Annotated in this window: 18 protein-coding genes and 1 pseudogene; 14 read left to right on the top strand and 5 right to left on the bottom strand. The window is 70.9% G+C overall.

The annotated features are described in order from the left end of the window. Positions 1–395: 395 nt before the first annotated feature. Positions 396–590 (bottom strand): hypothetical protein, encoded by a 195-nt coding sequence (locus tag B116_RS0115560; protein ID WP_027660612.1) that lies wholly within the window; start codon positions 588–590, stop codon positions 396–398. A 289-nt stretch (positions 591–879) separates the two neighbouring features. On the opposite strand from B116_RS0115560, the gene ssd reads away from it, so the two are divergent. The 7 genes and pseudogenes from ssd to B116_RS0115525 all read left to right on the top strand — a co-directional run bounded on the left by ssd (position 880) and on the right by B116_RS0115525 (position 5,919). After that, positions 880–1,932: a septum site-determining protein Ssd gene (gene ssd / locus B116_RS0115555; RefSeq protein ID WP_026321439.1), complete on the top strand. Its 1,053-nt coding sequence runs from the start codon at positions 880–882 to the stop codon at positions 1,930–1,932. Then, complete coding sequence (locus tag B116_RS0115550) at positions 1,929–3,134, top strand: TadA family conjugal transfer-associated ATPase (RefSeq protein ID WP_027660611.1); 1,206 nt, start codon at positions 1,929–1,931, stop codon at positions 3,132–3,134. The genes ssd and B116_RS0115550 overlap by 4 nt, the downstream gene beginning before the upstream one ends. Further along, a complete protein-coding gene (locus tag B116_RS0115545) occupies positions 3,131–4,126 on the top strand; it encodes a hypothetical protein (protein ID WP_027660610.1) in 996 nt (331 codons plus the stop codon). Before B116_RS0115550 ends, B116_RS0115545 begins: the two co-directional genes overlap by 4 nt. Next, positions 4,123–4,884 (top strand): type II secretion system F family protein, encoded by a 762-nt coding sequence (locus B116_RS0115540; RefSeq protein WP_027660609.1) that lies wholly within the window; start codon positions 4,123–4,125, stop codon positions 4,882–4,884. The genes B116_RS0115545 and B116_RS0115540 overlap by 4 nt, the downstream gene beginning before the upstream one ends. Positions 4,885–4,904: 20 nt before the next feature. Continuing rightward, complete coding sequence (locus B116_RS26755; RefSeq protein WP_018720750.1) at positions 4,905–5,078, top strand: DUF4244 domain-containing protein; 174 nt, start codon at positions 4,905–4,907, stop codon at positions 5,076–5,078. Then, the gene (locus B116_RS0115530) at positions 5,075–5,479 is read left to right on the top strand and encodes a TadE family type IV pilus minor pilin (protein WP_018720749.1); all 405 of its coding nucleotides are present in this window, start codon (positions 5,075–5,077) and stop codon (positions 5,477–5,479) included. Before B116_RS26755 ends, B116_RS0115530 begins: the two co-directional genes overlap by 4 nt. A gap of 52 nt (positions 5,480–5,531) precedes the next feature. After that, positions 5,532–5,919 (top strand): annotated as a pseudogene (locus B116_RS0115525) (Rv3654c family TadE-like protein). Here the strand turns inward: B116_RS0115525 and B116_RS27850 are convergent. Next, positions 5,908–6,120, bottom strand: coding sequence for a hypothetical protein (locus B116_RS27850; protein WP_027660607.1), 213 nt, complete (start codon positions 6,118–6,120; stop codon positions 5,908–5,910). The pseudogene B116_RS0115525 and the gene B116_RS27850 overlap by 12 nt on opposite strands. 186 nt (positions 6,121–6,306) lie before the next feature. Then, positions 6,307–8,715 carry a DEAD/DEAH box helicase gene (locus tag B116_RS0115515; protein WP_018720747.1) on the bottom strand — a complete coding sequence of 803 codons (2,409 nt, stop codon included), beginning with the start codon at positions 8,713–8,715 and terminating at the stop codon, positions 6,307–6,309. Positions 8,716–8,862: 147 nt separating this feature from the next. On the opposite strand from B116_RS0115515, the gene B116_RS0115510 reads away from it, so the two are divergent. The 6 genes from B116_RS0115510 (at position 8,863) to topA (ending at position 16,976) form a co-directional block, all read left to right on the top strand. Next, entirely contained in the window at positions 8,863–9,198 is a 336-nt protein-coding gene (locus B116_RS0115510) for an STAS domain-containing protein (RefSeq protein WP_018720746.1), read from the top strand. Further along, complete coding sequence (locus B116_RS0115505; protein ID WP_018720745.1) at positions 9,198–9,632, top strand: ATP-binding protein; 435 nt, start codon at positions 9,198–9,200, stop codon at positions 9,630–9,632. Before B116_RS0115510 ends, B116_RS0115505 begins: the two co-directional genes overlap by 1 nt. A gap of 494 nt (positions 9,633–10,126) precedes the next feature. Continuing rightward, positions 10,127–12,475 carry a sodium-translocating pyrophosphatase gene (locus tag B116_RS0115500; RefSeq protein WP_018720744.1) on the top strand — a complete coding sequence of 783 codons (2,349 nt, stop codon included), beginning with the start codon at positions 10,127–10,129 and terminating at the stop codon, positions 12,473–12,475. A gap of 144 nt (positions 12,476–12,619) precedes the next feature. Beyond that, the gene (locus B116_RS0115495; RefSeq protein ID WP_026321437.1) at positions 12,620–13,156 is read left to right on the top strand and encodes a hypothetical protein; all 537 of its coding nucleotides are present in this window, start codon (positions 12,620–12,622) and stop codon (positions 13,154–13,156) included. Then, entirely contained in the window at positions 13,147–13,860 is a 714-nt protein-coding gene (locus B116_RS0115490) for a hypothetical protein (protein WP_027660606.1), read from the top strand. The genes B116_RS0115495 and B116_RS0115490 overlap by 10 nt, the downstream gene beginning before the upstream one ends. Before the next feature lie 293 nt (positions 13,861–14,153). Continuing rightward, a complete protein-coding gene (gene topA, locus B116_RS0115485; protein WP_027660605.1) occupies positions 14,154–16,976 on the top strand; it encodes a type I DNA topoisomerase in 2,823 nt (940 codons plus the stop codon). A gap of 118 nt (positions 16,977–17,094) precedes the next feature. Here the strand turns inward: topA and B116_RS0115480 are convergent, their stop codons facing one another. Beyond that, complete coding sequence (locus B116_RS0115480) at positions 17,095–18,411, bottom strand: D-arabinono-1,4-lactone oxidase (RefSeq protein ID WP_027660604.1); 1,317 nt, start codon at positions 18,409–18,411, stop codon at positions 17,095–17,097. Positions 18,412–18,633: 222 nt separating this feature from the next. Between B116_RS0115480 and B116_RS0115475 the strand changes: the two genes are divergently transcribed. Next, positions 18,634–19,227: a TetR family transcriptional regulator gene (locus B116_RS0115475; RefSeq protein WP_018720739.1), complete on the top strand. Its 594-nt coding sequence runs from the start codon at positions 18,634–18,636 to the stop codon at positions 19,225–19,227. A 77-nt stretch (positions 19,228–19,304) separates the two neighbouring features. Here B116_RS0115475 and B116_RS0115470 read toward each other — a convergent pair whose 3' ends face one another. Next, positions 19,305–20,522, bottom strand: coding sequence for an amino acid deaminase/aldolase (locus tag B116_RS0115470; RefSeq protein WP_397540767.1), 1,218 nt, complete (start codon positions 20,520–20,522; stop codon positions 19,305–19,307). Positions 20,523–20,820 lie beyond the last annotated feature (298 nt).

Here is a 20,820-nt window from a genome sequence, read left to right as displayed (position 1 = left end):
CGCGATCACACTCTGCGGGAAGATTTAGCAGGGAGTGGAGGCTGCACCACTCGACGTAGCCAGGTTCACTCAGGCAGACTGTCGACACAACAGGCGCTCATCTTTCAGACAACCGACAGACCCTCGGCGGTTGCACCCCCCCGTGACCGCTGAGCGGTTCGGCTCGACCCCCCCGGAGCCGGACCCCGACGACCCCCGTCTCCCCCCGACGGGGGTCGTCCCTTTGCAGCGCGGCGCCGACACTCACGTGGCGTCACCACACTGAGGCCGATAGTTGGTCTTGAGCCATAGCGGCTTCCCTGACAGTTGCGGTAGGAAGCCCCGCGACTTGGTGTGACAGCAGCGGAGGGAGCTGCCGAGGCGGCGCGGGCGGGCGGATTTCGGGGCTCGGGTAGTTACGCCCGAGGTCCGCTGATCGCGGCTTCGATCCGCAGCCCGATTCCGGTGGCAACGAGAAGACCCGCCAGGATGTGCGGCCCCGTCGACCCGTTGCTACTCGACAGCGTGAGGGCCGAGGTGAGGAGGCCGGCGACCAGGGCCATGGTACCGAGGCTGCGGACGGTGTGCGCACGATTCGACGTAGGGCTCACCCGCGGACCATAGCGGAGGCCCGGAGCCGGCACTGTCCTGAACAGAGCCGCCGGCACCGGCAACGACCGCGGGGTCGGACGCCGCTGAGGCGCTGCGGGCATAGCAGATCAACTATTCCGGCGGACTCTGTCCACAGGTGCCTTCCTCGTCCACAGGTCGGCGGCCCGGGCCGCCCTCGGGTCAGCCGGGCCGCGCAGGCTTCCAGACCAGCGAAGCCCGAGCCGACTGCTGGAGGCCGTGATGCCACCTCGCCCCGCCGTACCACCCCCGCGCCGTCTGCCCCTCCTCGTGACCTCCGACGATGTGCTTTTGGACGACCTGCTGCGGCTCGCTGCGGCCGGTGGCGTTGAGGTTGACCTCGCACCGGACCCGATGGCCGCCCGATCCCGCTGGTCCCCCGCGCCCTTAGTGCTGGTCGGCAGCGACCAGGCGCAGCCATGCCTGCGGGCGCGGCTGCCACACCGGCAGCGGTTGGTGCTGGTCGGCCACGTCGGGCGCCTCGATCCGGGCCGGGACGTGGCCGACCTGATGGGTGCCGAGTTCGTGGCTGTCCTGCCCACCGCCGAGCCCTGGCTGGTCGACCGGTTCGCCGAGTGTGGCCCGGAGCAACCTGACCCGGTAGCCGCCCGGGCCGTCGCCATTCTCGGCGGACGGGGCGGTGCTGGCGCCAGTGTCCTGGCTGGCGGGCTCGCGGTCACGGCGGCCCGCTCCCGGCTGCGGACGCTGCTGGTTGATGCCGACCCGCTCGGGGGCGGGCTGGACCTGGTGCTCGGTTGGGAACAACTGGGCGGACTACGCTGGCCCGCGCTGACCGACGCCGACGGCCGGGTGGACGCCTCGTCGCTGGTGCGGGCTCTACCCAGCCGGGGCGACTTGGTGGTCCTCTCATGGGACCGGGGTGATCTTCGGTCGTTGCCGGCCGTGGCGATGGCGGCGACCCTCGACGCTGCCCGGCGGGCTCGCGACGTGATCGTAGTTGACCTGCCCCGTCACCTGGATGACGCGGCGGTGACCGCCCTACAGTCGGTCGACCGGGCCTTCGTCGTGGTGCCCGCCGAACTCCGCGCCACCGCTGCTGCCGCTCGGGTGATCAGCGCCGCCGCCCCACATTGTGCCGACCTTTCCCTGATCGTCCGTGGACCCGCCCCTGGCCGGCTCAAGGCCACCGAGCTCGCGCGGACGCTTGGGTTGCCGTTGGCCGGCACGGTGCGTCTGGAGCCGTCGCTCGGCCGCGGCCTGGAACGGGGCGAAGCGCCGGCGGCGGACGGGCGGGGCCCACTGGCCGCCCTGTGCCAACGACTCCTCAACGAACTGACCGGTGCGGCGCCGGGGGCGGCATGACCGCGGCGGACGACGGTCTCGCGGCGCGAGTCCGACAACGAATCGCGTCCTCGTCAGCACCGGTTACCCCGGCGGCGATCGTCTCCGCCGTACGCGCCGAGCCGGCCGCCGCGGTGCTCGGCGACACCACGCTGCTCCGCCTCGCCGACCGAGTGCACGACGACCTGGTGGGCGCCGGCCCGCTGGCCCCGCTGTTGGCCGATCCAAGCATCACCGATGTTCTCGTCAACAACGTTCACGTCTGGGTCGATCGAGGGGAGGGCCTGAGAGAGGTCGCCGTGCCGGTGGGTTCGGTGGACGACGTCCGCCGGCTCGCGCAGCGACTCGCAGCCAGCGCGGGCAGACGGCTGGACGAGGGCTCGCCGTACGTTGACGCGCGGCTCGCCGACGGCACCCGGCTACATGCGGTCCTGCCACCGGTGGCCACCGACGGTCCATACCTGTCCCTGCGGACCTTCCGGCAACGACCGTTCACGCTTGACGAGATGGCCGGTCAGGGTGCCGTACCACGGGCAGTCGCCCCGGTGCTGGCAGCGGTGGTGGCGGCCCGGCTCGCGTACCTCGTGATCGGCGGCACCGGTTCCGGCAAAACCACACTGCTTAACACGCTACTTGGCCTGGTTCCCGGCACGGAACGGATCGTGCTGGTGGAGGACGCGGCTGAGCTACACCCCGCACATCCACATGTCGTTGGGCTGCAGGCCCGCACAGCCAATGTGGAGGGTATCGGCGCGGTGGGCCTGACCGACCTGGTTCGGCAGGCGCTACGGATGCGACCGGACCGCCTCGTCGTTGGCGAGTGCCGGGGCCGGGAGGTGGTGGACCTGCTGGCGGCGATGAATACCGGTCACGAGGGCGGTGCCGGGACGCTGCACGCCAATGCCCCCTCGGATGTGCCGGCCCGGCTCGAGGCACTCGGTCTCCTCGGTGGACTGCCCCGGCCCGCATTGCACGCTCAGGTGGCGGCGGCACTACAGGTGGTGCTGCATGTCCGTCGCGCGGACCGGGGGCGGGCGCTGGATTCCATCTGTCTACTCCTGCCGGAAGGCCCTGATCGGCTGGTCAGGGCGGTTCCGGCCTGGGACCGCGACGGCGGCCCCGGCCCGGCGGCCCGGATGCTGGCTGAGTTGCTGGGTGAGCGGGAGGTAGCGGTACCACCGATCCTTCGGGGGCCCTGGCCCGGTCCGGCAGGTGTGGGATGACCTCGGCTCAGCTCCTGCTACCGCTGCTCCTGGTCGCCCTGACGGTCGTCGTGGCTTGGTCGTTGGCCGGGCTTGCCCGTCATCGCGCCCAGCCCCCCGGCGGCCCGGGTGCCGCTGATGACCCACTTGTGACCTGGGTCGCCAGTCTGCGGCACGGTACCCCGCCGCCCCGGCGTGGGCTCGGGGCGGAGCGGGACGTGGGGTGGTCCAAACCGGCGCTGGCCCGTCCCCAGCAGCGGGGGCAGGACCCTTCGTCGGGGCCGCCGTCCCGGCGTGACTCGAGACGTCCGAGCAGGGCGTCTTTCCCGATCTCCGGTGGCCGCCGAGATGGTTCGGCCTCCACCGCACAGGTGGCGGGGGCACCGCCGACTTCCGCGAGACGCCACCCCCTATCGGCGGCGCCGCGGCGTACGTTGCTGCTCTCGGGTGTCCTGACCGCCGCCGTGGGCGCCCTGCTGGGCGGTCCGGTCGCGGCCGTCGTCACCGGTGCGTACGGCACGCTGGGTGTCCGGGCGCTGCTGCGGCGACGGGCGGCCCGGCAGGCCGACCAGCTCCGCCGCCGTCACCTCGACCAACTCTGTGATCTCGCTGCCGACCTGCGGGCCGGTCTACCGGTGGGACAGTCCACGGCGCTGCCGGCGGCCGGAGGGTCGGGCGGCATCCTGATCCGGGCGGCTCTCCGGCTCGCTGATCGCACCGGCGCACCCCTCGCCGATTTGTTGGAACGGATCGACGTGGACGCCCGTGCCGCTGACCGAGGCCGGGCCGCAGCGGCGGCCCAAGCGGCCGGGGCGCGGGCGACCGCTTGGCTGCTCGCGGCGCTTCCGCTCGGTGGCATTGGTCTGGGATACGGCATCGGTGTCGACCCGGTCGCGGTGCTACTGCACTCCGCGGTCGGCGGTAGCTGCGCGGTCCTCGCGGTGATGCTCCAGGTCGCCGGGTTGTTCTGGGCGGAGCGGCTCACCACGGTCCGCGGCGGGGAGATCGGATGATCCCGCCGGTGCTGACCGCCGGGCCTCGGGCCGTGCCAGCCTCACTGGGCAGACTCGGATCAAGGCGGCGTCGTCCGATCCGTCGGCTGCGTGACCTCGACCGGATGCCGCCCGGTCCGCCGCTGATCAGACCGGCGGGTGAGACCCCCGCAGAGTACCGCCACCAGCGGGATGTGATCCGGCTTGTCGCAGTGCTCGTCGCCGTGGCACTCGCTGTGTTGGTCGGTGGAGTGCCGGGCCTGCTCGGCGCTCCACCCGTCGCGGTGCTGCTCGACCGCCTGCTGCGTCGGATCGAGTCACCGGCCGTCCGGGAACGGCGCCGACGGGAGCGTGCGGCCCTGCCGCTCGCCGCTGACCTGCTCGCGTCGGCGATGCGCGCCGGCGCCCCGGTCGACCGGTCGGTACTGGCGGTGGCGGAGGCGCTCGACGGGCCCCTCGCGGAGCGACTCGCCCGAGTCGGGCGTCTTCTTCGTCTCGGAGCGGAGCCTGCGGAGGCCTGGTCAACGCTTGCCGCGGTGCCCGGAGCCGAACGCCTCGTCGGCGCTGCGCTCCGTTCGGCAACCAGCGGGGCTTCCTTGGCCGGTGCATTGACCCGCCTCGCCGAGGATCTGCGGGCCGACCGGACCATGGCAGCCGAGGCGACAGCCCGCCGATCCGGGGTTCTGATCGTGCTGCCGTTGGGGCTCTGCTTCCTACCGGCCTTCATACTCGCCGGCCTGGTGCCGGTGGTCGTCGCCGTTCTCGGTGACGTGCTCTGACCAAAATTCGAGAAAGGACCATGGACATGCGCAGAATCACCGCCCGGCTTCGAGGCGACGCTGGGATGAACACCGCCGAGTACGCCGTCGGCACGCTCGCCGCAGTCGCCTTCGCCGGGCTCCTGCTCAAGGTGCTCACCTCTGACAACGTGCAGGCCGCATTGACTGCTGTCATCGACCGGGCGCTTCAGTGAGGCGGTGCCGGTGGGCCGGCCGAGACCGGGGCTCCTTTACCGCCGAACTGGCGGCCGGCCTGCCGGCGCTGCTCTTGCTCCTCTTCGTTGGTCTGACGGCCGTCGACGCAGTGGGCACCAAGGGCGCCTGTCTGCACGCGGCCCGGGAGGCGGCGATCGCGGCAGCACGAGGTGCAGATGCGTGGGCCGTGGTCCGCGCGGTAGCCCCGCCGGGAGCCGAAGTGTCGATCGACAAAGACGGGCAGCGGGTACGCGTCACTGTTCGCGCCCCGGTCCGGGCTCTCGGGGCGCAGATGCCCCGACTCATGGTCACGGCGACGACCGTGGCCGCGGTCGAACCCGGCCCTGAGCCTTTCCCGCCGGTCGACGCTGTCGCCGGCGGAGCCGGAGTGGGCGGGTGATCGGCGGTGAAAGCGGGGCCAACATGCCGCCAGCCGGGACGAGGGGGCTCGGTTGGGACCGCGGGCGACAGGCGAGGAGGCGGCGGAAATTCGCTGGTGGCGACCGGGGCGGTGCCACGGTCCTGCTGCTCGCGGTCGGCGTCGCATTCGTCATCTTCGGAGTGGCGGGCGCGGCGGTAGGTGCGGCCCGGGTGGCCCGGCAGCAGGCAGGGGTCGCGGCGGACCTGGGTGCACTCGCCGGCGCGGCGGACGCTGTTCTCGGCGTCACTACCGCATGCCAGTCGGCCCGAGCGATCGTGACAGCAAATGGTGGCCGGCTCGTCGACTGCCGGCTCGACGGGCTGGATCTGCTGGTCACCGTGGAGGTGACCGCCGCTGTGTTGCCGGGCCTGGTCCGGGCCGCGACCGGGCGGGCCCGGGCTGGCCCGCTACGTGGCTGAGCGCACGCGCACCCCGGCCCGCCCGCTTACCGCGGTGGACGCGGGAGTGCCGGGGGAGCGCCAAGCTGCCGGAGCCGACGTCCCGGTGTAGATGATCACCTGTTCCTCGAAAGCGAGCCGCTTCTGCTGGGCGAATGCCAGCAGGCCCCCCTCGGAGCCGTCCGGCGCGACGGCGTGGACCTCGTACTGGTTGACCATCATCCGGATTCACTGGCGGATGTGGAATTGCTGGTGGGCCTGGAGCGCGTCAGAGTGCATGAACTTCCCTCCGGTTCCTCGGGGCGAGGTCGAAGCAGGAGGTGGCTGAGACAGGGAGTGGTCGGAAGCGGGGGAGTAGTTGGAGTTCTGCGCGCCGTTTGGTGCACGGGAAGCCGGGCCTGCCGGCGTTCAGGACGCCCGGCTGGCCCGAACCGCTCCGGCCGGCAGGTTGGCCAGGACGACGTCGAGTACCCGGACCGCGTCCGGCTTGGACAGTGGGTTGTTGCCGTTACCGCACTTCGGGGACTGGACGCAGGACGGGCAGCCGGACTCGCAGCCGCACTCAGCGACCACATCTCGGGTCGCCCGCAGCCAGGTCGCCGCCGTCCCGTACGCCCGCTCGGCGAAGCCGGCCCCGCCGGAGTGGCCGTCGTAGACGAAGACGGTCGGTGCCCCGGTGTCGGGGTGCGTTGCGGTTGACAACCCGCCGATGTCCCACCGGTCGCAGGTGGCGGTCAGCGGCAGCAACCCGATCGCGGCGTGCTCGGCGGCGTGCAGCGCACCCGGCACGTCGGCCGGGTCGACTCCGCCTGCAGTGAGTGATTCCGGCGAGAGCGTGAACCACACCGCCACGGTCCGCAGTTCCCGGGTCGGTAGGTCCAGGGGGCGGGTGTCGATGACCTCGCCGGTGGCGATCCGGCGTCGCTGGTAGGACACCACCTGGCTGGTCACGTCGACCTCACCGAGGAAGAGCCCGACCGGCCCGGCGTCCACGTACGACCGGACCGCCACCACCGACAGCGACGTGACATCGCGGGCGTGAGTGGACCAGTCCGGCTCCTCGGGATGCACCAGCGCGCACCCGTCGGCGAGGTCGAGGGTATCGACCACGTACGAGACGCCCTGGTGTAGGTAGACCGCCCCGGGGTGCAGCAGGAAGTGCGACGACCCGCCGTCGACCGTGCCGAGGAGCCGTCCGGTCGCGGTCTCCACCACGCAGATCGGTGCGCCGTCTCCGCCCCGAAGCTCCACCTGGGGGCGCTCTCGGTGGTGCCAGTACCACCCGGTGGGGCGTTGCCGGAGCGCACCGGCCTCGACCAGGGCGTCCACCGCCTCTTTCGCACCATCCCCGAACAGGTCCAGGTCGGCCGGGGTGAGTGGCGCCTCGGCTGCAGCGCAGGCGAGCTGCGGCCCGAGCACGTACGGATTGGTGGGGTCGAGCACGGTCGCCTCGACCGGGGTTCCGAAGACGGCCTCGGGGTGGTGGACGAGGTAGCTGTCCAGCGGGTCATCCCGGGCCACCAGCACCGCCAACGCCTCCTGGCCGGAACGCCCGGCCCGCCCGGCCTGCTGCCAGAGCGAGGCGCGGGTGCCGGGATAGCCGCAGATCAGCACCGCGTCGAGCCCGACCAGGTCAACGCCGAGCTCGAGGGCGCTGGTGGAGGCCAGTCCACGCAGTTCACCGCTGAGCAGGGAGCGTTCCAACTCGCGGCGCTCCTCGCGCAGGTAGCCGGCGCGGTAGGCGGCCACCTGGCTACCCAGGCCGGATATCGCGTCGTCGAGGGCCCGCCGGGCGTTGGCGGCCACCGCCTCGGCTCCCCGTCGGGACCGGACGAAGGCGAGCGTACGGACCCCCGCGGCCACCGAGTCGGCGAGTAGGTCGGCGGTTTCCCGCAGCGCGGATCGCCGTACCGGTGCGAGGTCGGTGTCGTCGGGGGAGGCGGTCGAGGCGGGCAGCGTCGGCGGCTCCCACAGCGCGAAGGTCACTCCGCCGCGCGGCGAGGTGTCTGCGGTGACCGCCGCCACGGGCAGGCCGGTGAGCCGTTCGGCTGTCGCGGCCGGGTCACCCGAGGTGGCGGAGGCCAGCACGAAGACCGGCGTACGGCCGATGCGGGTGCACTGTCGGCGTAGCCGGCGCAGCACGTGCGCGACCTGCGAGCCGAAGACGCCCCGGTAGCTGTGGCACTCGTCGACCACCACGTACGCGAGCCGGCGGAGGAACCTCGTCCACTGGGCGTGACCGGGCAGGATGCCGTGGTGGAGCATGTCGGGGTTGGTCAGCACGAACCGCGCGTGCTGCCGGATCCATTCCCGTTCGGCGCGGGGGGTGTCTCCGTCGTAGCAGGCGGGGCGCACTCCGTCCAGCTCCAGCTCGGTGATGGCCCGTAGCTGGTCAACGGCGAGTGCTTTGGTGGGCGCGAGGTAGAGCACGGTGGCGCGGGGGTCGGTGAGCAGCGTCGACAGCGCCGGTAGCTGGTAGGCCAGGGACTTGCCGGACGCGGTGCCGGTGGCGACGACAATGTGGTTGCCGGTGTGGGCGAGGTCGGCGGCTTCGGCTTGGTGCTGCCACGGTGCGTCCACGCCCTGCCGGGCGAACGCCGCGTGCAGGTCCGTCGGGACCCAGCTGGGCCACGGCGCGGGCTTGCCGGCGCGAGCGGGTACCCGTTCGACGTGGGTTACCGGGTCGGTGTCATGCCGGGCGCGTAGCTGGCTCAGTAGCTCGGCCGGGGACGGCCCGGGGGCTGCGGCACGGGCAGCCGCGGGTGATGGCGGCTGGCCGGGGCGCCGCGGCCGGGGTGCCGGGCTGTCGGAGGTCACGTCTGCACCTCGCACGGGTGTTCGGGGATGGGTAGCGTTGGTCAGGGGTGAAGCGCCTGCCGGATGGGGCACTGGTGGTAGCCAGTATCACCGGCGGTGATGGTTGAATGCCCGTGGAGAGTTTACGGCTCTTGCGAGGAGGGTCTGATGGAGCTGTCGCTGGCGACGCGCACCGTGGGGGAGTTTGCGGTGGTCGTGGTCGGCGGTGAGGTGGATGTCTACACCGCCCCGCAGCTCAGGGAAAGACTCCTCGAGTTGATCGATGCCGGGGCTGAGCACGTCGTGGTTGACCTGGGGCGAGTCGAGTTCCTCGACTCCACCGGGCTTGGTGTGCTGGTGGGTGCCCTCAAACGGCTGCGGACCGCCGGTGGCTCCTTCGCTCTGGTCTGCGACCGGGAGCCACTGCTGAAGATCTTCCGGATCACCGCGCTTGACCAGGTATTCCCCCTGTATCCGACGGTTGACGCGGCGACCGGCGCGTGATGGCCGTGGTCCGTCTCTCTTTCTCGCCTGCGCCGGTGCATGTTCGCACGGCGCGGCTGGTCGGTGTCGCCGTAGCGCGCCGCGCGGGGGTCCGACAGGGCCTGCTGGACGAGGTGCGACTGGCGATCGGTGAGGCGTGCACCCGGGCGGTGGCGCTGCACCAGCAGCACAACTTGCCTGACCCGGTGCGGATGGAGATGTCCGATTACGGGACGTACGCCGTCCGGGTGGTGGACCGGGCGCCGCTCGAGGCGGGAGCCGACCTTGCGGCGTTACCGCCGCACGAACTGGCCCGGGAATCACTCAGCGAGGACGCGTTGACCACCGGCGTCGGATTCGCGCTGCTCGCCGGCTTTGTCGATGATCTCTTGGTGCGTCCGGCGGACGGGGGTGTCGGCACCGAGGTGCGGATGGTGTGGCCGGTCGGCCATTGAGCGTGCTGGCGCGTCACCAGGTCGCTAGCTCCAACCGGCCAGATCCGGCTCCGGCCGGGCCCGATCCCGCCCCGACCTTGTTGTCCGCCCCGACCTGTTGTTCGGCCTGACCCGTTGTCCGGCCTGAGTTCGCCCGGTTCCGGCTCGCCCGACCTGGTCACACCGGATCTCTGCGGGGGCAGCCTTGCCCTGGACCTGGGTGGGGGCCGGGCTAGTTGTCCCCTTGATCTCGATTGGCGCTTCGCTATATCAGAATTTTTCTCATAACACAGCGACGAAGATCATTCCGACACGATGACCACTAGATGTGACCTCTGACACTGCGGAGGGCTACAGTACCCGGGTTGTCAGCAAGTGAACCCTTCCGCAGCCAGCGGGAACGGTGCTCTATCGCTGGTCCGCTCGGTGGGTTGGCGCGTGCTTGCGACACCGCATCCAGGCGTCGGCCCTGCGTCTCCACGGTCGGCGCGAGCGTTCGGTACAGGAGGACACAGATGTCCGACACCTTGGCCGCCGAGGGCGGCGGGATCTCCCTCACCGGGAGCAATGTCACGTACGTGGTTCTCGCCGCCGTGATCGCGGCCGTGGCGCTGGCTTTTGCCGCCGCGCTGACACGGACCGTGCTGGCCGCCGGCAGGGGCACCACCAATATGCAGGAAATCTCGGGTGCGGTGCAGGAGGGCGCCTCGGCGTACCTGCTCCGGCAGTTCCGTACCCTGGCGATCTTTGTAATCGTCGCCGTGCTGCTGCTCTTCCTGCTGCCGGTGCACGAGACCGACGGCAGCGAGACCGCGGTGAAGATCGGCCGATCGGCCTTCTTCGTCATCGGCGCACTCTTCAGCGCGTTCATCGGAGGCGCCGGCATGTGGCTGGCAACCCGGGCCAACCTGCGGGTCGCCGCCGCAGCCCGGGAACGGACGGGTGGCCGGGAGGCCGCCATGCGGATCGCGTTCCGCACCGGTGGCGTCGTCGGCTTCCTCACCGTCGGCCTCGGTCTCCTCGGCGCGGCCCTGGTCGTCCTCTTTTACCGGAGCGACGCCCCGACCGTGCTGGAAGGCTTCGGCTTCGGCGCCGCGCTGCTCGCCATGTTCATGCGGGTCGGAGGCGGCATCTTCACCAAAGCCGCCGATGTCGGCGCTGACCTGGTCGGTAAGGTGGAGAAGGGAATCCCCGAGGACGATCCACGCAACGCCGCGACCATCGCCGACAACGTGGGCGACAACGTGGGCGACTGCGCCGGCATGGCCGCCGACCTGTTCGAGTCGTACGCGGTGACCCTGGTCGCCGCGCTGATCCTCGGCCGGGCCGCCTTCGGTGAGCAGGGACTGGTATTCCCGCTGATCGTCTCTGGCATCGGGGTGATCGTCGCGATCATCGGCGTCTTCATCACCCGGCTGCGCACCTCGGATCGCTCCGGCCTGACCGCTATCAACCGGGCCTTCTACGCCTCCGCGCTCATCTCCGCGGTACTGGTTGCCATCGCGGCCTGGACGTACCTGCCGGCCAGCTTCGCTGAGTTGACGCAGGGGCTGACCGACGTTGACCAGAACCCGCGCGTGGTGGCCATCGGCGCGGTCATCATCGGTATCGTGCTGGCTGCCGCGATTCAGGCGCTGACCGGCTACTTCACCGAGACCGACCGTCGTCCGGTGCAGGACATCGGCCGCAGCTCACAGACCGGCCCGGCCACCGTCATCCTCGCCGGCATCGGCGTCGGGCTGGAGTCCGCGGTCTACTCGGCGCTGCTGATCGGGGCTGGCGTCTTCGGCGCCTTCCTGCTCGGCGGCAGCTCCATCACGCTGTCGTTGTTTGCGGTCGCGTTGGCCGGTACCGGGCTGCTCACCACGGTCGGCGTCATCGTTGCGATGGACACCTTCGGTCCGATTTCGGACAACGCCCAGGGCGTGGCGGAGATGTCCGGCGACATCGATGCGGACGGCGCCCGCACGCTGACCGAGTTGGACGCGGTCGGTAACACCACCAAGGCGATCACCAAGGGCATCGCGATCGCCACCGCGGTACTGGCTGCGACCGCGCTCTTCGGCTCGTACACCGACACGCTGCGCATCGCGTACGCCGACGCGGGCATCACCGACGTCGGCGGCGAGATCCTCAACTCGCTGAATGTGGCGAACCCACGGAACCTGGTCGGTCTCATCATCGGCGCCGCGGTGGTCTTCCTCTTCTCCGGGTTGGCCATCAACGCTGTGTCCCGCTCGGCCGGGGCGGTGGTCATGGAGGTTCGCCGGCAGTTCCGGGAACTGCCCGGGATCATGGATCGCAGCCAGCGCCCCGAGTACGGCAAGGTCGTCGACATCTGCACCCGGGACGCGCAGCGGGAGCTGATGACCCCCGGTCTGCTGGCGATCCTGGCGCCGATCGCGGTCGGCTTCGGGCTCGGACCGGGCGCGCTCGCGTCGTACCTGGCCGGGGCGATCGGTGCCGGCACCCTGATGGCCGTCTTCCTGGCCAACTCCGGCGGCGCCTGGGACAACAGCAAGAAGATGGTCGAGGATGGCGCGTACGGCGGTAAGGGTTCCGAGGCGCACTCCGCGACCGTCATCGGTGACACCGTCGGTGACCCGTTCAAGGACACCGCCGGCCCGGCGATCAACCCGCTGATCAAGGTGATGAACCTGGTCTCGCTGCTGATCGCGCCGGCCGTGGTGGCCTGGAGTGTGGGCGACGACCGCAACACCGGGCTGCGGATCTCGATCGCCGTGGTCGCGACCCTGATCATTGTCGCCTCCGTGGTGTTCAGTAAGCGCCAGGGCGTATCGATGTCTGACCCGGGGTCGGGCACGGGCAGCTCGGAGCAACGTCCAGCGGCGGTCCGCGCCTGACAGTCCGCACCGCAGCGCACCCGCCGCCCTCCCGGCCCACGTCGGGAGGGCGGCGGGTGCGGAAAGCTGCGGTCGGGCCGGCGCGTCTGCGTCCGGCGAACCTGATCGCAGTACAACGCAGCGCGACACCGTACGCTGCAACGCATGCGTGTGTGCCGGGCGGCAGCCGGAAGGCTGGCGGCGATGCTGGCTACGGTTGTCCTGACCGCCGGGTGCGGAGGTGGGCCGAGTCCCGGGGCGTGGGCGACCTCGGTCTGCTCCGCCCTGACCCCCTGGCGAGCTGAGATCAGGAAGCTCACCAGTAGTACCGACCAGCAGATGACTGCCCAGACTAGTCCGGCTCAGGCCAAGGAGAACCTCGTGCGGCTCTTCGACGGGGCGGCGCGGGCCAGCGAGACGGCGCGGCGTCGGGTAGAGCAGGCCGGCGTCCCCAATGCGGAGCAGGGCGCCGAGGTGTCCGCGAGATTCCGCACGTCGCTGGCGCAGATGCGGGACGCGTACTCCACGGCCCGGGACTCGATCGACCGCCTCAGCACGAGCCAGCCCCCGGTCTTCTACGACGGGGTGCGGGATGCGGTCCAGACCCTGAACCAGGAGTACGAGGCCAGCGCGTTGGACGCCAGTAACCTCAACTCGGAGGAGCTGAGACGCGCCTTCGCCGAGGTCTCCGAGTGCCGTTGACCGGGCCGGTGGACGGGGAGGCGGCGCCGGGGCTATTCCCGGCGCCCGAGCTGGCCCCGCCCGCCACCCGAGGCGACACCGACCGGACAGCGCGTCGGGGGATGGCCGCCGGCCGAACCAACGACGCGGGTCGTCAGCTCGCCTTCTTCGGCGCCGAGGCCGCTGAACCCGCCGTCGCCGACCTGGCCGGCCTGCTGGCCGGGCCCGCCGAGGTCTCCGTAATGGGGGGTACCGCCCGCCTGGCCGTGGTGGTTGACGATGCCTGGCGGGTGCACGTGCTGGTCGCCGAGTTGGAGGCGCGACGCCTCCCCACGAGTTGGGCGGCGGTGGGCGGTGGACGGCACACCGTGCGGACGGCGTACACGAGGGTGCTGAAGCCGCTCGTTGCGGCGTGGCTGCAGGGCCCGGCGAAGCGCCCCCCCGACGCTTTCTATCTGGATGGGCGAGGGTTACGGCTGTGGCTCGTCGCGGCCGGTTCAATGGCCGACTCCGATGTCCTGCTTCGCCTTGGGCCGGCCGCCGACCAGCGGGTGGTGCCGGTGGGGGCGGCGCTCGCCGCGGTGGGGTTGCCCGCGGTGCCGGAACCGGGCCCGGATGGCCCGGCCTACCGGATCACCGGACGCCGACTGCTGAACCGCTTCGCCGAACTGGTCGGCGACCCGCCCCCGACCGTGCCCCGTGCGGCCTGGCCGCACCGCGGTTGAACAGCGGGACACGACTGCGGCGTCGGATGGATCGCGCGGCGGCTTCCCCCGATGACACCGCTGCCCCGACCGGGTGCGTTGGGTCCTGTTCGTCACGGGAAGCGGTGGTCAGGTCTACGGGCAGTGTACGGTGACGCCGGGTCGGGTCCCTCCGGTGTTGGTCGCCCACGAAACCGGAATCCCGGACGACGCGTTACGTTGGACATCCGGACTGTTGGGGTATCGGCGGGGTCAATGCGCCTCGTACCGGGCGCCACAGCGGTCGTGATGCGGAAGTGAGGTCGGAGAGAGACGTGCCGAGCAATGCTGGAACCACCCGCCTGGTCATCGTCGAGTCCCCGGCGAAGGCCAAGACGATCTCGGGCTACCTCGGCCCGGGGTACGTCGTGGAGGCCAGTTTCGGGCACGTCCGCGACCTGCCGCGGAACGCCGCCGATGTGCCGGCGAAGTACAAGGGTGAGTCGTGGGCCCGGCTCGGCGTCGATGTCGACAACGGCTTCCACGCCCTCTACGTCGTCTCGTCCGACCGCCGGCAGCAGATCAGCAAGTTGACCAAGCTGGCCCGGGAGGTTGACGAGATCCTCCTGGCAACGGATGAGGACCGGGAGGGCGAGGCGATCGCCTGGCACCTGGTGGAGACGCTCAAGCCGAAGGTTCCGGTCAAGCGGATGGTCTTCCACGAGATCACCAAAGCGGCGATCCGGGCCGCTGTGGCGAATCCGCGGGAGATCGACCGTGATCTGGTTGATGCCCAGGAGGCCCGTCGCATCCTCGACCGGTTGTACGGCTACGAGGTGTCCCCGGTGCTGTGGAAGAAGGTCATGCCGAAGCTCTCGGCGGGCCGGGTGCAGTCGGTGGCGACTCGTATCGTGGTCGAGCGGGAGCGGCAGCGGATGGCGTTCCGCACCGCCGAGTACTGGGACATCCTCGCCACGCTCGCCGCCGAACAGCCCGGCGAGGGACCCCGGACCTTCAACGCCACCCTGGTCGCGCTCAACGGTGACCGGATCGCTACTGGCAAGGACTTCGAGCCGACCACCGGGCGGGTCCGCCCCGGCGCCGGCGTGGTGCACCTGGACGAGGGTGGGGCCCAGGGGCTGGCTGCCCGGCTGGCGGATCGGCCGTTCACGGTCACCCGGGTCGAGGAGAAGCCGTACCGTCGCCGCCCGTACGCGCCGTTCATCACGTCGACGCTGCAGCAGGAGTCGGCCCGCAAGCTGCGCTTCTCCTCGCAGCAGACGATGCGCACCGCGCAGCGGCTCTATGAGAACGGCTACATCACCTATATGCGTACCGACTCGGTGAACCTGTCGGAGACCGCCATCACCGCGGCTCGGCAGCAGATCGTCGAGCTGTACGGGGAACGTAGCGTTCCGCCGGAGCCGCGTCGCTACACCGGCAAGGTGAAGAACGCGCAGGAGGCGCATGAGGCGATCCGCCCCGCGGGTGACACCTTCCGCACTCCTGGTGAGCTGCGCAACGAGCTGTCGGTTGAGGAGTACAAGCTCTACGAGCTGATCTGGCGGCGCACCATCGCGTCGCAGATGACCGATGCCGTGGGTTCCAGCGTCTCGGTGCGGATCCGTGCCGTCACGGCGGCCGGTGAGGAGGCGGACTTCGGCGCCTCCGGAAAAACCATCACCGACCCGGGTTTCCTCCGTGCCTACGTGGAGTCCAGCGACGACGAGAACGCCGAGGCAGAGGATGCCGAGCGGCGCTTGCCGACGTTGGTGAAGGACCAGCCGCTCACCGGCGAGCAACTCGCCGCGCAGGGGCATCACACCCAGCCGCCCGCCCGCTACACCGAGGCGTCCCTGGTCAAGGCGCTGGAGGAGCTGGGCATCGGCCGCCCCTCCACCTACGCGTCGATCATGCAGACCATCCAGGACCGGGGGTATGTCGTCAAGCGTGGCCAGGCGATGATCCCGTCGTTCCTGGCCTTCGCCGTGGTCGGGCTGATGGAGCGGCACTACCCGCGCCTGATCGACTATGGCTTCACCGCCAGCATGGAGAACGAGCTGGACGAGATCGCCGGTGGCGACCACGCGGCGGTGGACTTCCTCACCGCGTTCTACTTCGGCACCACCAACGGCGCCGGGGACCAGGACATTGCCCGCTCCGGTGGGCTGAAGAAGCTGGTCACCGAGAACCTGAGCGAGATCGACGCGCGGAGCGTCAACTCGATTCCGCTCTTCACTGATGAGGACGGGCGGCCGGTCGTCGTCCGGGTGGGCCGTTACGGGCCGTACCTGCAGCGGGAGTTGCCGGGGGAAGCGGCCGCCGCCGCCGACGGTGAGGAGGGCGCTGGTCAGGGCGATCGGGCTCCGATTCCGGAGGGGCTGGCCCCCGATGAGTTGACCCCGGAGAAGGTGCACGAGCTGTTCCTCGGTGGCGGCGGTGAGCGCAAGCTCGGAGAGGACCCGGCCACCGGCGAGCCGATTCTGCTCAAGTCTGGTCGGTTCGGCCCCTATGTTGCCAGTGGGGAGCGCAAGTCGTCCCTGCTGCGTTCCCAGTCGCCGGACGCCCTCACCCTCGGCGAGGCGCTGCGGCTGTTGAGCCTGCCTCGGCTGGTCGGCGTTGACCCGGAGGGCAACGAGGTCTTCGCCAACAACGGCCGCTACGGCCCGTACGTGAAGCGGGGCGAGGAGTTCCGGTCGCTGGAGTCCGAAGAGCAGATGTTCACGGTCACGCTGGACGAGGCGCTGGCGCTGCTGGCCGCCCCGAAGACCCGGCAGCGTCGGGCTCCCGCGCCGCCGCTGCGGGAGTTGGGCGCCGACCCGTTGACGGAGAAGCCGCTGGTCATTAAGGACGGCCGGTTCGGACCGTACGTGACCGATGGGGAGACCAACGCCTCGTTGCGGCGGGGGCAGACGCCGGAGGCGTTGAGCCTGGAGCAGGCGTCGGAGATGCTCGCCGAGAAGCGGGCGAAGGGCCCGGCGCCGCGGAAGAAGGCGGCCAAGAAGGCCGCGCCGGCCAAGAAGGCGACGCCGGCCAAGAAAGCTGCGGCGACGAAGAAGACCGCCGCGGCGACCAAGGCGGCCAAAAAGACGGCGACGGCGAAGAGCACCGCGGCCAAGCAGGCGAAGCCGAAGCGGGCGGGCAGCGCGGCCGAGTGACGCATCCTCCGGCCCGCCGTCAGCCAAGGCGGCGGGAGGGGCCGGGGGTGCGGTCAGCCGAGGCGGCGGGACGGGCGCCCGGGATGCGGTCAGCCGAGGCGGGTCGGGTCGGGTGCGATCAGCCGAGAACGCGGGACAGGTGTTCGCTGGCGAACACCCGGTGTGGGTCGAGCCGGTCGCGGACAGCCTGGAAGCTGTCCCACTTGGGGTAGGCGGGGGCCAGGGAGGCTGCGTCGCGCCAGTGCAGCTTGCCCCAGTGCGGCCGGCCACCAAGCCCTTCGGCCAGCTCTTCGAAGGCGCGGAAGTACGGCTCGTACGGCATCCCCACGTACTGGTGGACGGCGAGGTACGCGGAGTCCCGGCCGTAGCCGTGCGAGAGCCAGACATCGTCGGCGGCACTGAACCGGACCTCGACCGGGAAGAGGACTTTGACCGGCAGCCGGTCCACGATCCGACGTAGGTCGGCCAGAGCCGGGGCTAGGGCCTCGCGGGGCAGCGCGTACTCCATCTCGACGAAGCGGACCCGACGTGGGCTACAGAAGACCGCGTCGGAGGGGCCGGTGTAGCGGCGTTCGGTGAGCACCCGCGCGGCGACGGAGCTGATGCTGGGGGCGAGTGCCGGTACGGCCCGGCCGAGCCGGCAGGCCCCGGCGAGAACCGTGTTGGACAGGAACTCGTCGTTGAGCCAGCGGTGCCAGTGCGGCAGCGGGCGATCGTTCACGGGCACCCGGTCGTTGCTCTTGACCTGGACCCGATCGGTGTAGGGGAACCAGTAGAACTCGACGTGGTCGTGCCGTTCTACCAGCTCGGGCAACTCGGCCAGCACTCCGGCCAGCGGGGCGGGACGCTCGTGGGCGTGCAGCACGAATGCGTCCACGCAGCTCAGGGTGACGTCAACCAGGACGCCGAGGGCACCGAGTGAGACCCGGGCGGCGGCGAAGACATCCGGGTGTTCGTCGGCGGAGCAGTGCAGCACCTCGCCGACGCCGGTGACCAGGGTGAGTGCAGTGACGAAGGTGGATAGGCAACCGTACTGGGTGCCGGTGCCGTGGGTGCCGGTCGAGATCGCGCCGGCTACGGTCTGCGCGTCGATGTCACCGAGGTTGGGCAGGGCCAGGCCGTATCCGGCGAGCAGTCGGTTGAGGGTGCGCAGCGTGGTGCCGGCGGGTACCGTGACCAGCCGGCGGTCGAGGTCGACCCGCACCTCGTCGGCCAGGCCCGTCAGCTCCATCCGATGACCATCGTCGGTTAGGGCGACGGGGGTGAAGGAGTGGCCGCTGCCGACCGGGCGGATCCGCTCTCCGGTTGTTACGGCGGCCCGGACCGCATTCGCGATTTCGGCGCTTGAGGTGGGGCGTAGCACGCTGGTGGCGGTGCCATGCTGATTGCCGGCCCAGTTGGACCAGGCACTGACGGAGCCTTTGGTAGCGACCATGGACGCTCCTCGAAGTGAATATGAAGTGACTTCATATCAGGAACGTTGTGCCTGGTAAATACCGCAATCGAGTTCCGCTCGTTGTACCGGTAGTCACGGACTCGTGACGTGCAGATATGTTCATCCGTCGAAGGGGGGTGGCGAGTGTCTACACCAGCCGCCACGACCGGGCCGCTGCGCCGCGTACCGGTGCAGGGTCGAAGTGTCGCTCGCGTCCAGCGAATGCTGGACGCCTGTGCGGAGCTCGTCGACGAGGTGGGGTACGAGGGGCTGACCACGACGCTGCTCGCCGAGCGCGCCGAGGTGGCGATTGGGTCGGTCTATCAGTTCTTCCCGGACAAGCGGGCGATCGTGCAGGCGTTGACCCTGCGCACGATGGAGTCCTATCTCCAGCGGCTCGACGAGAGGTTCGCCTCGAACGACCTGACCCACTGGTGGGATGGGGTTGACGCGGCGATCGACGAGTACATCACGATGCACCGCACCGTTCCCGGGTTTCGTACCCTGCACTTCGGCGACGTGGTCGACCTGCACCTGCTCGATGAGCAGCGGGACAACAACGGGGTGATCGCGGATCAGCTGGCCCGCGTCCTCACCGAGCGCTTCGGACTCACCGACGTCCCGGAGCTCCAGTTCCATCTCGAGATCGCGGTCGAGGGCGCTGATGCGCTCATAAAGCTGGCGTTCCGCCGGCGGCAGGAGGGCGATGACCGGGTGCTGGTCGAGGCGAAGGCCTTGATTCGGGAGTACCTGTACCGCCAGGTTGACGCTCGGGGGGGCGTGGACCGGCCGGTGGAGGCCGCCCAGCCAGCCTGATCAGAGCCCGCCGCCCGGATCGTCCGTAGCCGGTCCGGGCGGCGGGCTCCGGCCCCGGCGTCGGTGGTGCGGCCCCCTCAGAGGAAGGCCCACCCCTCACCGCGGTACGAGGCGGCGGCCGTCCCGACGGTCTCCGACTCCACCAGATGGAGCTCGTTGACGTGTTCGGCGAGCTCGCCGGCCTTGGCGTGCCGGAACCAGACCCGGTCGCCGATCCGGAGCGTGTCGGCGGCGCGGCCGGTCAGCGGAGTCTGCACCTCGCCAGCGCCCTCCGCGCCGACCAACCGGAGGCCGGCCGGGAGGACCGGGCGGGGGAGGCGACTGCGTTCGGCCGGCCCCGAGGCGATCCAGCCACCGCCGAGCACGGTGGCGTAGCCGGGCGCTGGCCGGCGGGCCACCGCGCAGGCGAAGAAGGCGGCGGGGGCCGGGCGCCAAGCCCGGTAGGTGTCGAAGAGCGTTGGTCCGTACAGCCCGGAGCCCGCGGCGACCTCGGTGACCGCGGGGTCGGCGCTGGTGACGGCCAGGCTGCCGGTGCCGCCACCGTTGACGAACTCCAGTTCGGCGTGTTCACGGACCGCTGCCACCGCCGCACTTCGGCGGGCCAGCAGCTCCCGGTACGACCCGCGCTGAACGAGTCGGATCGCCGCGCCGAGCAGCGCCCGCCCCGGCGGTGCGTCACCCATTCCGGCGATCTGCGCCTCGTACGCCATCAGTCCGACCAGCCGGAATCCCGGTCGGTTGGCGATGGTGGCGGCGAGCGCGCCGGCCGCCCGTGGATCATGCACCGGCGAGCGGCGCACCCCGAGGTGCAGCCGCCCACCCAGCGGTCGCCAGGAGGCGTCGAGGTCCAGGCAGACCCGCAGCTCGGGTCGGCGACCTGGGGCGCGGACGGCGTCCACCAGATCGAGCTGAGCGGGATCGTCGATCATCAGGGTCACCGCGGTGGCGAGCGCCGGGTCACCAGCCAGTTCGGCGAGGGCGGCCCGGTCGGTCGCGGGGTACGCCACCACCACGTCGTCGGTGATCCCGCGGCGGACCAGCCAGAGCGCCTCGGCGAGGGTGAACGCCAACACGCCCGCCCAGCCGGGGGTTGCCAGGGCCCGGGAGATCAGTGTCCGGCAGCGTACCGACTTGCTGGCCAGGCGGACCGGCTTACCGCGGGCGCGCTCGGCGAGGGCGGTGGCGTTGGCGTCGAACGCCCGGAGATCAACTACCGCGTACGGCGGGTCGAGGTGGGCGGTCGCGCGGTCGAGTCGGGCGCGCAGTTCCGCGGTGTCGGGGGCCACGTGGTGCACGCTAGCCGCACCGGGGTCGATGCCCAAGCACCTCGCCGCGGGCGGGCTGCGGGCGGTGGACACCCCTGCCTAGGCTCGGCGAGCAGGGGAATGTCATAGCGGGATGCCATCGGGCCAGGGCTAGAGTGTTGCACCGAGACCGCCCAGTAATGGGTCGCCACGTGGAGGTACGGCCATCAAAAGCCAGCAGAACGGCGAGTCGGCCAAGGGTTCGTCATCCGCCGCCGGATCCGGACCGGCGGGCCCGTCCGGGACCGCGGCGCCGGCTAGCCAACCCGACCACTCGGGCTATGCCGCG

The organism is Salinispora fenicalii, assembly GCF_000514815.1.
In the GTDB taxonomy this organism is placed as follows: Bacteria; Actinomycetota; Actinomycetes; order Mycobacteriales; family Micromonosporaceae; genus Micromonospora; species Micromonospora fenicalii.
The sequence above is the reverse complement of the archived record's forward strand: the minus strand, read 5'-3'. Positions and strand labels throughout refer to the sequence as shown.